Source organism: Acinetobacter sp. CAU_H_S139_7, assembly GCF_058599305.1.
In genome coordinates this window covers 2717679-2731173 of sequence record NZ_CM178651.1, presented here as the reverse complement: position 1 = coordinate 2731173, position 13495 = coordinate 2717679, and the positions used below count along the sequence as shown (strand labels likewise).

Sequence of the window (13495 nt, the reverse complement as noted above, 5' to 3'; positions counted from 1 at the left end):
TGAGATGTAGAACATAATGAGAGATCTAAATCAGAAATTGAAACGATGGGGTTTGGGAATTTTGGCAGGCAGCATTCTGCTGAGTAGTTCAGTTTCCAGTTTTGCGCAAAGCCCTGCCGACCCGAAAAAAGTTTTACGTTATGTTTTTCCTGTGGCTGAAACAGGCTTTGACCCTGCGGGCGTGCATGACTTGTACTCGGCCCATGTCAATGGTTCGATTTTTGAAACGTTGTTTACCTACGATTATTTGGCCTCACCTGCGAAATTGGTGCCACGAACAGCTGCGGCTTTACCCGAGGTGAGTGCGGATGGATTGACCTACACCATTCGTTTGCAAAAGGGGATTTATTTTGCTGTTGACCCAGTGTTTAAAGGTAAAAAGCGTGAGCTGACCTCGGCTGATTATGTGTATACCTTTAAGCGTTTACTGGATCCGAGTTTGCGTTCACCCAACAGTTGGCTGCTCGATGGGCGAATCTTAGGGATGGAGGCTTTGCTGAAACAGGCGCAGAAAACGGGGAAATTTAATTACGACCAATCTGTCGCTGGTTTACAAACACCAGATCGTTATACCTTGGTCATTCGCCTGACCAGTCCCGATCAGAACTTTCCAATGCTGCTTGCACATCAGCCTGCAGGTGCAGTTGCACGGGAAGTCATTGAAAAATATCGTGACAAAGCAGGTTTTGTCATGGGGCATCCAATAGGCACTGGGCCATACATGCTCAGTCGATGGACGCCGGGTTCGCGGATTATTTTAAAGGCCAATCCTGATTTCCGAAATTTTGTTTGGAACTTTAAGGCCAGTACGCCTGAGGATCAAAAGATCGTCAAAGCCATGCAAGGCAAAAAGATGCCGCAAATTGGCGAGATTGATATTCAGGTAATGGAAGAGGGGCAATCACGCTGGTTGTCCTTTATTAAAGATGAAGTGGATTTGTTTGCCTTAGATGGTGAGCTGACGGTTCAAGCCTTGCAAGATGGAAAGTTAAAACCTGAATTGGTTAAGAAAGGTGTACAGCTGTCACGGATTACCGATCCTTCGATTGACTATCATTATTGGAATATGCAAAACCCAGTCGTTGGTGGTTTGAGTAAAGATAAAATCGCCCTGCGCCGTGCCATGGCGATGGCGTTTTCAGCCGATAACTACATCAATATTTTACAAAAAGGCGATTCGCAAAAACTGCAAGCACCGATTCCAAATGGTGTGGTGGGCTACGACCCCAATTATCGAAGCAGTATTCCTTACTCAGTCAAAGCGGCAAATTTATTGTTAGATCGTTATCACTATAAAGTAGCTGCGGATGGTTGGCGTACTCAGCCGAATGGGAAACCTTTGGTGATTGAGATGACGCTTTCGGGCAATAATTTACGCAGTCAACAACAGGCCGAGTTTTGGAAGAAAACTTTAGACAGTATCAAAATCAGAATGACCACCAAGGCGATGCCTTTTGCTGAGGCTTTGAAATTAGAAAAACAATGTAAAACCATGTTTAAAGCATCAGCATGGATTGCAGACTACCCAGATGCAGATAACTTTATGCAGCTGTTTTATGGCAAAAACATCAAGATCACCAACAATGGCTGCGTCAAAATTCCTGAATATGACCGCCTATATGAACAAGCCCAAAAGATGACACCAAGCCCAGAGCGTGATGCAATCTACGCCAAAATGTCACGCCTGCTGGAAGTGTATATGCCTGTGCAGGTGATTGGGGCGCGTTACCGCAATATCTTGGCACAACCGCGTGTGATTGGTTTTAAAAAGCATCCCATACTGCCTGCAGAGTGGATGTATATCGATATTGATTTGAAGAAATAGAAATTAAACAAAACTGGAGTCATGATGAAAAAGCAACATTTTAAATTCACTGCATTGTGCATGTTGGGCCTAGGGATGAGTCAGATGGCTTTGGCGGAAACGGCACCGCGCCAAACATTACCCAACTTTCAAGCTAAAGACATCCCTGCAATGTGTAATGCCAAAATTGCAGATGTGAAAAAGCAACTTAAAACGTTTGAAAATAAGCCCCTTAAAAACGAAACGACAGCAGCGCCCGTATTGGCTGAATGGGATCGTATTTTTGCATCATTTGAAGATTTTTACGGCCCGATAGGTCTGTATAGCAATGTTGACCCTGATGAAGCACTGCGTAAAGCGGCTGAAGACTGTGAAATTAAAATTAGCCAATTCCAAACCGATGTGTATCAGAATCCAAAGCTATATCAACAAATTAAGAAAATAAAAATTGCTGATCCGATTGAAGCCAAGTTCCGTGAAGATATTTTGGAGGGCTTTGAAAAAACAGGGATACAGCTTTCAGCGGATAAACAAGCACGCTTAAAAGCGATTTTTGATGAACTGGCAAAAATTGAACAAGAGTATGCGCGTAATGTCCGTGATAATCCTGAAAAACTCGAATTTAGCCCTGATGAGCTAAAAGGCCTGCCACAAAGTTATATCGACGGCTTAAAGAAAAATGACAAGGGTAATTATCTGTTAGGGTTTGAGTATCCCGATTATCGTCCGTTTATGGAGTTGGCAGATAACGATGATGCACGTAAGCGTTATCAAATTGCATTTACCCGACGTGGCGGTGAGAAAAATCTAATGCTGCTGAAGCAAGCCATGGACTTACGTTATGAGTTAGCCAAACTGTTTGGTAAGTCCAGTTATGCCGAGTGGGTACTGCAAAGCCGGATGGCGAAAACGCCTGAAACCGTGAATAAATTCTTGGCGGATTTACATGCTACCGTGGCACCCCTAGAGAAAAAGGAAGTCCAAACTCTACGCGAGTTTAAAGCGCAAAGTTTGAATATCCCTGTTGAGCAAGCCAGTATTGAGCGTTGGAGCGAAGCATATTGGAGTGAAAAATTACGCAAAGCCAAGTATCAGGTCGACCAAGAACAGCTACGTCAGTATTTCCCAACGCAAGCCTCGCAAGACTGGCTATTTGCTATTTCTGAAAACCTGTATGGCATCAAGTTTAAGCCTGCCAAAGTCGAGGTTTGGCAAGATGAAGTGGAATATTACGATGTGACCGATGCCAAAACTGGGCAACTGCTCGGCGGCTTATATATGGATAAATTTCCACGTAAAGGTAAATATGGACATGCTGCTGTGTGGGGCGTTTATGGCGGCAGTAGCCTAACTGGACGCAAACCGATTTCAGCACTGGTCACTAACTTTAACCGCAATGGTTTAAATAGCGATGAGTTAGAAACTTTTGTACATGAGTTTGGTCATGCGTTGCATGGCATTTTATCCAACACACGCTTTTCATCTCAGTCAGGAACTTCAGTTGAACGGGACTTTGTCGAAGCGCCGTCACAAATGTATGAGGAATGGGCACGACGTAAAGAGACTTTGTCAAAGGTGGCAGATTACTGTAAACCTGACTGCCCACGCGTGGATGATGCGTTGATTACTAAACTCAATGCCGTGCATAGCTATGGGCGTGGTTTACATTATGCACGTCAGACGTTGTATGCACAGTATGACATGGCGCTGCATGGTAGTGATGCACGAGAGGTTCAGCCCTTAAAGGTTTGGGAAAAAATGGAAGGGGCAACGGCCTTGGGCTATGTTCCAACCACCGAGTTTCCGGGGCAGTTTGGTCACATCATGGGCGGTTATCAAGTCGGGTATTACGGTTATATGTGGTCAGAAGTGATGGCGTTGGACATGCTTTCAGCCTTTGGTGATAACTTAAATAACCCTGAAGTGGGACAGCACTATCGTCAAACTATTTTGTCCCAAGGTGGTCAAAAACCTGCCAAAGCATTGGTCAAAGACTTTTTGGGTCGTGAACCTGATAACAAAGCCTTTTTCGATGAAATTACCGGTCAACGGGTGAAATAAGGGGCATTTTTATGCTGGCATATATTATTCGTCGAATTTGGCAAATGATCCCGACCATGCTTGGAGTGGTGTTGCTGATTTTTTTCTTGTTTAACTGGGTTGGTGGCGACCCTGCCTATATTTTGGCAGGGAAAATGTCGAACCCTGAACAGATTGAAAATATCCGACAGCAGCTTGGGGTCGATCAGCCCTATTATGTGCAACTGTGGATTTTCATCAAACAGATTCTGACTTTTGATTATGGGCTGAGTTGGAGTACAGGGGAGTCAGTATCGCAAATCATCACGACACGACTCGGGCCTTCACTGACTTTGCTCATTCCACTGACGATCTTACAAACCATCATTTCTATTGTGTTGGCTTTGGCGGTAGCAGCCGTGCGCGGCAGTTTAACGGATCGTATGGTGATGATGCTGTGTACGATTGGCATGTCGATCAGTATCTTGGTGTATATCATTGTTTTTCAGTATGTCTTTGCCTATCAGCTGAGCTGGTTTCCAGTCCAAGGCTGGAGCGATAGCTTTAGTGAAAACCTGTTTAAGTATGCTTTATTGCCTATTCTGATCATGTTGGTGGTCAGTATTGCCCCGACTTTACGCTTGTATCGTAGTTTTGTTTTGGATGAAGTCAATCAAGACTATGTTCGTACTGCACGTGCCAAAGGGCTTGGTGAACGCCGCATTTTAGGTGTGCATGTGCTACGTAATGCCTCAATCCCGATTATTACAGACGTGATGGCAAGTTTACCTGCTTTGCTGATTGGTGCATTTTTGATTGAGCGCTTCTTTGGTATTCCGGGCATTGGTCGTGAAGTGATTATTGCAGTAGAGCGCAGTGATTTTCCTGTGATTAAAGCCATTACCGTGTACGTTGCCCTCGCAACGATGTTTTTCAACTTGATTGCCGATTTGATTTATAAATGGGTCGATCCACGCGTACAGTTGAAGTAGGTGAATTATGCTCAGTGTTCTCACTAAAAGAAAACCAGATACTGCTGAACCTACAACAGCGTCTACAGGACTATGGCAACTCGCCATGCACCGTTTAAAACGCGATCGAATCGCCATGTTTTCTCTCCTAATCGTACTGTTTTATTTGGTGCTGTTAGTCCTGTCATCTACAGGATTGATTGCAAAAAACTGGAATAAAGAAGTTGCGGTGAGTTATGCACCGCCTACGTTTATCGGTGCAGCAGCGATACCTGCTACGCAAAGTGAAACACGAAAAGTCGAAGCGGCTGTGCCAGAAAACCCTGTTGATCCTTTAAAAGATGTGATTCGTGAGCTCAACGCAGAAATTGCTGCTGAACAGGGTGTGGGGGGGGCTATTGATTACTATGGGGTTGTTGATCCTTTAGCCGAAGATATGAAAGCGATTGACCAAGCGCTGGATGGTCATTTACTAGATCAACAAGCGGAACTCAAGCAAAGCCTGATTTTAGGTGCCGACAAATGGGGACAAAGTATTTTACTGAAAACCATTAAAGGTGCAGAAACATCAATTATTGTTGGCTTAGTCGCAGCTTTTCTTGCTGTGGTGATTGGTACCGTTCTAGGTGCAATTTCGGGCTACTTTGGTGGCTGGGTCGATGATGTCTTGAACTGGTTTTATAACATTTTCACTTCGATTCCTTATTTGCTCTTGGTTTTAGCGATTGCCGCAGTACTACAACAAAAAGGCGTTTTATCGATTGTTTTGATTTTGGGTTTAACGGGGTGGACGGGAGTATATCGTTTAATTCGTGCCGAATATATGAAGCATACTTCGCGGGAATATGTGCTGGCGGCAAAAGCGATTGGAGTGAGTCATAGCCGACGCATCTTTGTGCATATATTTCCCAATGTCAGTCATATCGCACTGGTTCAAATGTCAATATTGGTGGTGGCCTTTATTAAGTCAGAAGTGATTTTGAGCTTCCTTGGTTTTGGTGTCCCTGTCGGTGTGGTGTCATGGGGCAGTATGCTGAATGAGGCTCAAAGTGAGTTGATTTTAGGTAAGTGGTGGCAGTTAGCGGCTGCTTCGGTAGCGATGGCTGTTCTGGTCACTGCATTTTCAATGTTTACCGATGCACTGCGTGATGCATTAGACCCGAAACTGAAATAGGAGCATGAGAATGTCTGAACTTAATCATATGACAGCGCCAACCTTACTTCAGGTGGAAAACTTGCGTGTCAGCTTTAAAAATGAAGAAAAGCAGTACATTGAAGCGGTCAAAGGCATCAGTTTTAGTATTCCAGTGAATACCACTGTGGCCTTGGTTGGGGAGTCAGGCAGTGGGAAGTCGGTCACATCGCTAGCGACCATGGGACTATTGCCTCCTGAAAGTAGTCAAATTTCTTTGGACAGTAAAATTCTGTTTGAGGGGAAAAACCTACTCGACTTACCGCGCCGTGAAATGCGGAAAAAGTGCGGCAAAGATATTGCCATGATTTTTCAGGAACCGATGTCATCCTTAAATCCTGTGTTTACGGTAGGTTCACAAATTGCAGAAATTTTGCAGTTACATTTGGGCATGAGTCGTAAGCAGGCGCGTGCACGTGCTTTGGAACTGTTGATAGAAGTTGGGATTCCATCTGCTGAAACCAAGATTGATGCTTATCCAGGGCAGTTGTCGGGTGGTCAGCAGCAGCGGGTCATGATTGCTATGGCAATTGCGTGTAAACCCAAACTATTGATTGCCGATGAACCGACGACAGCGCTGGATGTCACCATTCAAAAGCAAATTTTAGATTTGCTGGAGTCGTTGCGGAAGAAGCATCAAATGTCGATGCTGTTTATTACCCATGATTTGGCTTTAGTCGGGGAAATTGCCGATCAGGTAATTGTGATGCGGCATGGTCAAATTCGTGAACAAGGCTGGGTTAAAGCTGTACTTGAACGTCCTCAAGATGTCTATACCAAAGCGTTGTTGCACTGCCGTCCGCAACTATCTAAACGTCCCCTGCGTTTGCCGATGATCAGTGATTTCATGCAGCAAAAGGATGATGACTATATTGAAACGCATACCATCGATGTCGAGTCACTTCAACAAAGATCTCGCGGCTTAACTGGCCAAGAAGAGATCATTTTAGATGTGCGTGACCTTAAAAAGTCATTTTATAGTCGTAAAGGATTATTTGGCAAAGAGGAGTTTCAAGCGGTCAAAGGCGTGAGTTTTCAACTGGCAAAAGGCAAGACTTTGGGCTTGGTGGGTGAGTCTGGTTCGGGGAAAACCACGATTGGGTTGTTACTCATGCGGTTACAGGAGGCAACAGGTGGTAAAGCTTTGTTTCAAGGACGCGATTTGCTGTCGATGACAGAAAAAGAGTTTGCTCAGTATCAACGCAAGATTCAAATTATTTTCCAAAATCCCTATGCATCACTGAATCCACGCTTTACTGTTGGGCAGATTTTGATGGAACCGATGCAGGTGCATGGGGTCGGGAAGAATGATGCTGAACGCAAACAGATGGCTTTGGACTTGTTAGAACGCGTGAGCTTACCTGCACAGGCTTTTTATCGTTATCCACATGAGTTTTCAGGTGGACAGCGTCAACGTATTGCCATTGCGCGCTGCTTAACCTTAAAACCTGAAATTTTGATTTGTGATGAGTCGGTTTCGGCCTTGGATGTTTCGGTACAAGCTCAAGTACTGAATTTGCTGCAAGATTTACAGGATGAATTTGGACTGAGTTATATCTTTATTTCACATGACTTGTCTGTAGTGAAATATATTTCAGATCAAATCATGGTTTTGAATCATGGTGATTTGGTGGAAATAGCCAATTCAGATGATTTGTACCAGTCGCCACAGCACGAATATACCAAACGTTTACTTAGTGCTATTCCGCAAAGTGTGTCATGAATGGGCTGCTGTTGGCGGGGGAATAAAAACGCTCAATAGGTTGGGCGTTTTTTATGAGGAGCTTGCAGTTTTTTTCTGATCTAGAACAGAAAGAAGGCTTATTGTGCATCGTAAACACATATAAAAAGAGCCACTCGAAAGTGGCTCAAATTTTGACTTTAAAAATTAAAACTTTTTAAAGCCTTTATTTCCAAAAGGTTTACGTGGCGCATTTTCATCACGCGCGTCGCGTTGACCATAGGTGCCTTTGTTGCCAAAGTTCTCTGGACGGCTGTCACGTTGTGCATAGCCTGAGTTTTGGCGTGGTTCACGTTGTGCAGATCCAGTGTTGCCTTGACGTTGTTCACGTTGACCATAGCCTGTTTGAGCATTGTCTTGACGACGCTGGCTATGACCATTTGGATTTTCACGGCGTTCACGGTTGAAGGCTGGCTTCGCTTGTTGTTGGCTTTCATCTTCATTGTCACGGCGCTGTTGACGTAAGAAACCACCACGACGCGCAGCCATTGGTTTTTCTTGCATACGTTCAGTACGACGTTTTGCCATGCCGTACAAACCAGTACCTTGACGTGGTTTTAGCTCAACCGCTTTGGTTAAGTTGTCGATGTCGTTTTTGTCTAGCTCCATCCAGCGGCCTGTACGTAGTTCACGCGGTAAAATAACTGTGCCGTAACGTGTACGGAGTAGACGGCTAACTTTTAAACCTTGTGATTCAAAAATACGGCGTACTTCGCGGTTACGACCTTCTTTTACCACCACTTGGAACCAACGGTTAATCCCTTCACCGCCAATTTCAGAGAATGATTCGAACTTAGCCGGGCCATCATCTAACACCACACCTTTGAGCATGTTGTTTTTAATTTGCGGGGTTACTTCACCCATAACACGCACAGCATATTCACGTTCGATTTCATTCGATGGGTGCATCAGGCGATTCGCCAACTCACCATCGTTTGTAAATAGTAGTAAACCTGTTGAGTTAATATCCAGACGACCCACCATCACCCAACGATCATTCGCGATTGCAGGCAATTGCTCAAATACAGTTGGACGTGACTCAGGATCACTACGTGAACAAATTTCGCCTTCTGGTTTATAGTAAATCAGAACACGACGACGAATTTCATCTTCAATTTGGAACGATACTTTACGACCATCGATGCGAAGCTCATCACCTGGTTCAATACGTTCGCCTACTTGGGCAACTTGGCCGTTGACACTCACACGACCAGCGGCAATGACTTCTTCCATATAACGGCGAGAACCCAAACCAACTCGTGCGAGTACCTTTTGCAACTTTTCACTCATGACAGCATAACCTTAGAAATTATCATCAACAGTTCACCTATTTACGACTTCGGTGCATTCGCATCGAGCGCCATAAAAGCTTCCTTGGCATCCTGCAGGGGAGGCAACTGACCTAAAGAATTTAGGCCAAATGCATTTAAAAATTGGGGCGTCGTAACTAACAACGCAGGTCTTCCTGGGAGTTCACGAAAACCGGACTCTTTAATCCAGTTCCAATCAAATAACGTGCGTAACAGTTGACTGTTATTTGAGACTCCTCGAATTTGTTCTATATCTGCTCGAGTGACGGGTTGATGATAAGCAACCACGGCCAACATTTCGAGTAGCGATGGCGAGAGGCGAGTTGGTCGCTCTGGCCACGTTTGCGCAACGATTTGACGGTATTTTGCTCGAACTTGAAAACGAAAACCTTGAGCAGTTTCAATCAGTTCAATCGAACGACCATGCTGTAGCATGGCAAGTTGTTGTAAAAACTGGCGTAAATCTTGTTTGCTATATTGATTTTGGAACGATTCTTTCAATCGTGCAAGTGAAACAGGTGCATCACTGGCAAAAATAATCGCTTCTAATTGCATCAACACTTCATGCAAGTTATCTTCGTTCGTTACAGGAGCGGTTTGTTCTAACATTATTTTTTGACTCCTTGTATCGAAAGCGGTGCTTCAACACCTGAACTTACAATTTGAATACGTTGCTGACGGGTTAACTCTAAAATGGCCATAAACGTCACGACCATGCCCATCCGACCTTGAATGGGACGCAGCAAAGATTCAAAAATTAAAACTTCACCTGAAGCGACTTTGCTTTCAATAAAAGCCATGCGCTCTTCAAGTAAAACAGGTTCTTGTGCAATTTGGTGGGTAATCGGCTCAGGTCGGTTAAACACGCAGAACAGTGCATCACGCAGCTGTTGCACATCATGACCGTGATTATTGTCTAGAGTTTGGCCTAAGCTGACATTGGTTGAGAAGGTGTCTCGCTCTAATATAGGCATTTGCCCCAAGCGTTCAGCCGCTTGTTTAATACGGAGATAAGTTTCTAAACGGTCAATCAGCTCTTGTTTTGGGTCTTTTTCAATTTGGATTGCATTGGGTGCTTTGGGCAACAGCAAACGTGACTTTAAATCAGCCAATAGCGCGGCCATCACCATATAGTCTGCTGTCAGCTCAATGTTCAGCGACTTCATGGCATCCATATAAGACAGGTATTGCGCTGCAATAGGGGCAATATCTAACTGTAATAAGTCGAAGCCGTTTTTTTGAATCAGGTAAATCAGAAAGTCGAGTGGTCCTTCAAAATGCTCTAAAAGAATTTCAAATGCAGCTGGAGGAATATATAAATCCTCGGGGATGGAGTCATGCCACTCATCCATAACACGGATTTGTGGAAGATCTTCCATGGCATTATGGACGGATTGATTCATTACAGTTATTGGCCACGCGAATTTTCAAAGGCATGATTATGTTTTTTCGAATCAGTACTTAGGAGAAAAAGTAGAGGTGATTTAAAAAATACATAATTTTAATAGGGCTTAGTGTAAAACAAATTGCGGTGTGAATACATGATTTCACCGACCAAATAACAAAAAAAGCTGTAAATAAATATAGAGTATTTATTTGTGTGATGCTTTTTATCCACTGATGTCGTAGCTAAATTTGCAGAAATGGGGTGGGTTTGAGAGAACTTGGCACACTTAGGGCATAGTCCTGTAGTTTGCAAAATAATCGATTTGCTGCAGATAGGTAAATGGGCGATACAGATTTATTGAGATTAGAATAGTGAGGGCAACGCTTTTATTTGATAGATGGTTTGAATGAGTGAAGAGAGTAGCTGAAGCTCAAGTTAATGTCAGTTGACGCCAAAGAAAAGATTTACTCAGGTGCTTGTAGCGCAAATTCAATGATGCGCTGACAGCTGTCTTGTAGGCAGAGATTTTTGGGTTCGAGGAATTTGAAATATTGTTGGATGGTCGAGATCGGGAGGAAATAGCTGTACAGATTCTCTTCCCGCATAATGCAGTTGATTGAACTCGGGCTTTGCACCAAAGTCTCGGACTCAAGCGTCCAAGGACGCTGCACATATAAACTATGTTGCTCGGGAAATTGATTCAGATTGAGCAAAACCGTAAACAGGGTCATGTTGATCTCTTGAGAATGTGAGATTTAGTTTCCCTAGCGAATAAATGCAGCGCATCACTCAAATGCGCTGACATCACCAAGTCCACGGCGAATCACTTCAGGGTGATCACCTGATAAATCGACAATACTGGTGGTGCTTAATGTGCCCAGCCCGCTGTCGATAAACACATCAATTCGTTTTGACAGTTGCATTTCAATGTCATAGGGATCATCCAGCGGTTCTTCTTGATTCGGCAGGATTAATGTACTGGTTAGTAGCGGCTCGCCTAACTCTTTGAGTAACATTTGGCACACTGGGTTACTTGGAATACGTAAACCAATAGTTTTTTTCTTCGGATGCATCAAGCGTTTGGGAACTTCACTGGTTGCAGGCAAAATGAACGTCGTCACGGCTGGTGTATTATTTTTCAGTAAACGATACATAGCATTGTCCACTTTGGCATAAGTGGCAATATCGGAAAGATCCGCGCAAATGATGGCATATTGATGTTTGGCCCCAAGGCCACGAATTTGAGCAATCCGCTCCATGGCATTTTTATTCCCAATCTGGCAGCCAATGGCATAAGCGGCATCGGTCGGGTATACCACCACATCGCCTGCACGAATCCGTTCTACTGCTTGGCTGATTGAGCGTGCTTGAGGGTTATCAGGATGGACTCTTAAATGAAGCATCGTTTTTATCTCCTGATGGTTTTTTCAACATTATCGCGCTTTATCTCGGTGATGTTCAATGACCAAAATGTGAATCGTGTGAAATTTAGTCGAGCATTTCTCTTTGAAATTCATCGCTCTGTAATGTTTTGCCAGCACGAGTACATAGGCAAATACAGTCAATGAAGTGTTTCGCATCACGTGGTAATTGAGCTTGGCCTGAAAAATAAGCCTGAACTTGAGCGAAAACATGGTCTTTGAAGCGGTTGCCGTCACCACCTTCACCAGTCAGATTGTCTAAGGAAACACGGAACTTCCGACCAAAAGCTGTGGCAAATAACCATTCAATGGCTTGCGGTTTAATTTCAACCTGCTCAAATAAAGCTTGTTGCTCAGCCGTACGACCATCGGGTGCATACCAGTAGCCTAAGTCGGGGAGTAGACGGCGTTGGTCTCCTGCGATGCTCCAATGGCTGATTTCATGTAAGGCACTATTAAAAAAACCATGGGCAAATTGGATACGCGCAGGGGTGCTTTCTGTAGCGGGAAAATATTCAGGTTCAAAGTCACCTTTAACCAAGTTGACATTCAGGTGGGAAAACCAACGATTAAAGTGTAAGATAAGCCAATCAACCTGTTCTGCTTCTGTACACAAATTCTCCCACGTCGAGAGTTGCACTTGGCGGTTTGAAATGTCAGAATCGACAGTTGAAATTGTGCTCACAAGTGATGAAATACTCACTTCTGTTTGCGGCTGCAACAGATGCATGACTTAAGTTACCCAAATGGTCTGTCTAAATAAGTACAAAATTGTATCTTAATCTTTGACAGAGTACTGATGAATTTGTAGAATTGCCGCCTTAATTATGTCAGCAAATACCTTTCCGGCACAGATTGAGCCGTTTAAATGGGCCGAACAAGGCTTTACATGGTCAGGAACACTGCCATTGTCTCGCTTTGCTCGTATAGCCCGTGAAGCTGTTGGATCAATTGATGATCAATTGATTAACATAGACTGTAAGCTATCAATGGATGCGTATCATCGTATTGTATGGCTAGATGGTCACGTTGAAACGAACGTTCCAATGGAATGCCAGCGCTGTTTAGGCACGGTAAACATTGAACTCGTTTCAGATTTTCATCTAGCTCTAGTGGATGATGAGTCACTGATAGAGCGCTTGGATGAGGATGCTGATTTCATCGTCTTAGGTGAAAGTGAAGCAACGACGAAAGGTAGCTATGATGCGCCTGCGACGGCTGATTTACTGTCTCTGATAGAAGATGAATTGTTATTGTTGATGCCTTTGTCTGCTAAGCATGACGCTTGTGAACATAAGCACCAACCTGCCGTTGAAGAACTTGTTGAAGAAAAGCGGGATAATCCGTTTGATGTTTTGGCAAGTTTGAAGGGTAAACTTAACTAATTTTTGTGTTATACTCTTCCGTATAAGACAACTGAATTTGTTCTGATCCATATTTTTCGATTTGTAAGGAGCCATCATGGCCGTTCAGCAAAACCGTAAAAGTCGCTCTCGCCGTGACATGCGCCGTTCACATGACGCTTTAACCGAGAATGCATTAACTGTAGACCAAGCTACTGGCGAGATTCACCGTCGTCACCACGTATCTAAAGATGGTATCTACCGTGGTCGTCAATTATTCGCTAAAGCATCTGCTGAATAATTGTCG

The 13495-nt window shown here is 43.9% G+C and carries 13 protein-coding genes; 7 read left to right on the top strand and 6 right to left on the bottom strand.

All coding sequences use genetic code 11. The annotated features are described in order from the left end of the window. Positions 1-16: 16 nt before the first annotated feature. Genes AC4MC0_RS13340 through AC4MC0_RS13320 form a run of 5 tightly spaced genes read left to right on the top strand, consistent with a single transcriptional unit; the run spans position 17 to position 7709 of the window. Positions 17-1825, top strand: coding sequence for an ABC transporter substrate-binding protein (locus AC4MC0_RS13340; protein WP_335999170.1), 1809 nt, complete (start codon positions 17-19; stop codon positions 1823-1825). A 24-nt stretch (positions 1826-1849) separates the two neighbouring features. Next, positions 1850-3865: a M3 family metallopeptidase gene (locus AC4MC0_RS13335; RefSeq protein ID WP_491887128.1), complete on the top strand. Its 2016-nt coding sequence runs from the start codon at positions 1850-1852 to the stop codon at positions 3863-3865. 11 nt (positions 3866-3876) lie between these two features. Continuing rightward, on the top strand, positions 3877-4815 hold the full coding sequence (locus tag AC4MC0_RS13330; RefSeq protein ID WP_335999166.1) for an ABC transporter permease: 939 nt from the start codon (positions 3877-3879) through the stop codon (positions 4813-4815). Between the two features lie 7 nt (positions 4816-4822). Continuing rightward, a complete protein-coding gene (locus AC4MC0_RS13325; protein ID WP_335999164.1) occupies positions 4823-5968 on the top strand; it encodes an ABC transporter permease in 1146 nt (381 codons plus the stop codon). Between the two features lie 10 nt (positions 5969-5978). After that, a complete protein-coding gene (locus tag AC4MC0_RS13320) occupies positions 5979-7709 on the top strand; it encodes an ABC transporter ATP-binding protein (RefSeq protein WP_335999162.1) in 1731 nt (576 codons plus the stop codon). Positions 7710-7874: 165 nt separating this feature from the next. On the opposite strand, the gene rluB is transcribed toward AC4MC0_RS13320, so the two are convergent. The 6 genes from rluB to AC4MC0_RS13290 form a co-directional block, all read right to left on the bottom strand. Beyond that, positions 7875-9017, bottom strand: a complete 1143-nt coding sequence (rluB, locus tag AC4MC0_RS13315) for a 23S rRNA pseudouridine(2605) synthase RluB (RefSeq protein ID WP_418655268.1) — start codon at positions 9015-9017, stop codon at positions 7875-7877. A gap of 41 nt (positions 9018-9058) precedes the next feature. Beyond that, positions 9059-9646: an SMC-Scp complex subunit ScpB gene (gene scpB / locus AC4MC0_RS13310; RefSeq protein ID WP_010327370.1), complete on the bottom strand. Its 588-nt coding sequence runs from the start codon at positions 9644-9646 to the stop codon at positions 9059-9061. Beyond that, positions 9646-10440 (bottom strand): segregation and condensation protein A, encoded by a 795-nt coding sequence (locus AC4MC0_RS13305; RefSeq protein WP_335999159.1) that lies wholly within the window; start codon positions 10438-10440, stop codon positions 9646-9648. Before AC4MC0_RS13305 ends, scpB begins: the two co-directional genes overlap by 1 nt. 448 nt (positions 10441-10888) lie before the next feature. Then, complete coding sequence (locus AC4MC0_RS13300) at positions 10889-11155, bottom strand: hypothetical protein (RefSeq protein ID WP_279739255.1); 267 nt, start codon at positions 11153-11155, stop codon at positions 10889-10891. A 54-nt stretch (positions 11156-11209) separates the two neighbouring features. Next, positions 11210-11827 carry an L-threonylcarbamoyladenylate synthase gene (locus tag AC4MC0_RS13295; RefSeq protein ID WP_004695345.1) on the bottom strand — a complete coding sequence of 206 codons (618 nt, stop codon included), beginning with the start codon at positions 11825-11827 and terminating at the stop codon, positions 11210-11212. Between the two features lie 85 nt (positions 11828-11912). Then, positions 11913-12575, bottom strand: coding sequence for an elongation factor P hydroxylase (locus AC4MC0_RS13290; RefSeq protein WP_333641442.1), 663 nt, complete (start codon positions 12573-12575; stop codon positions 11913-11915). 97 nt (positions 12576-12672) lie between these two features. On the opposite strand from AC4MC0_RS13290, the gene AC4MC0_RS13285 reads away from it, so the two are divergent. Next, positions 12673-13230 carry a YceD family protein gene (locus AC4MC0_RS13285; protein WP_004982945.1) on the top strand — a complete coding sequence of 186 codons (558 nt, stop codon included), beginning with the start codon at positions 12673-12675 and terminating at the stop codon, positions 13228-13230. A 76-nt stretch (positions 13231-13306) separates the two neighbouring features. Beyond that, positions 13307-13489: a 50S ribosomal protein L32 gene (gene rpmF / locus AC4MC0_RS13280; RefSeq protein ID WP_004695348.1), complete on the top strand. Its 183-nt coding sequence runs from the start codon at positions 13307-13309 to the stop codon at positions 13487-13489. Positions 13490-13495: the final 6 nt, after the last annotated feature.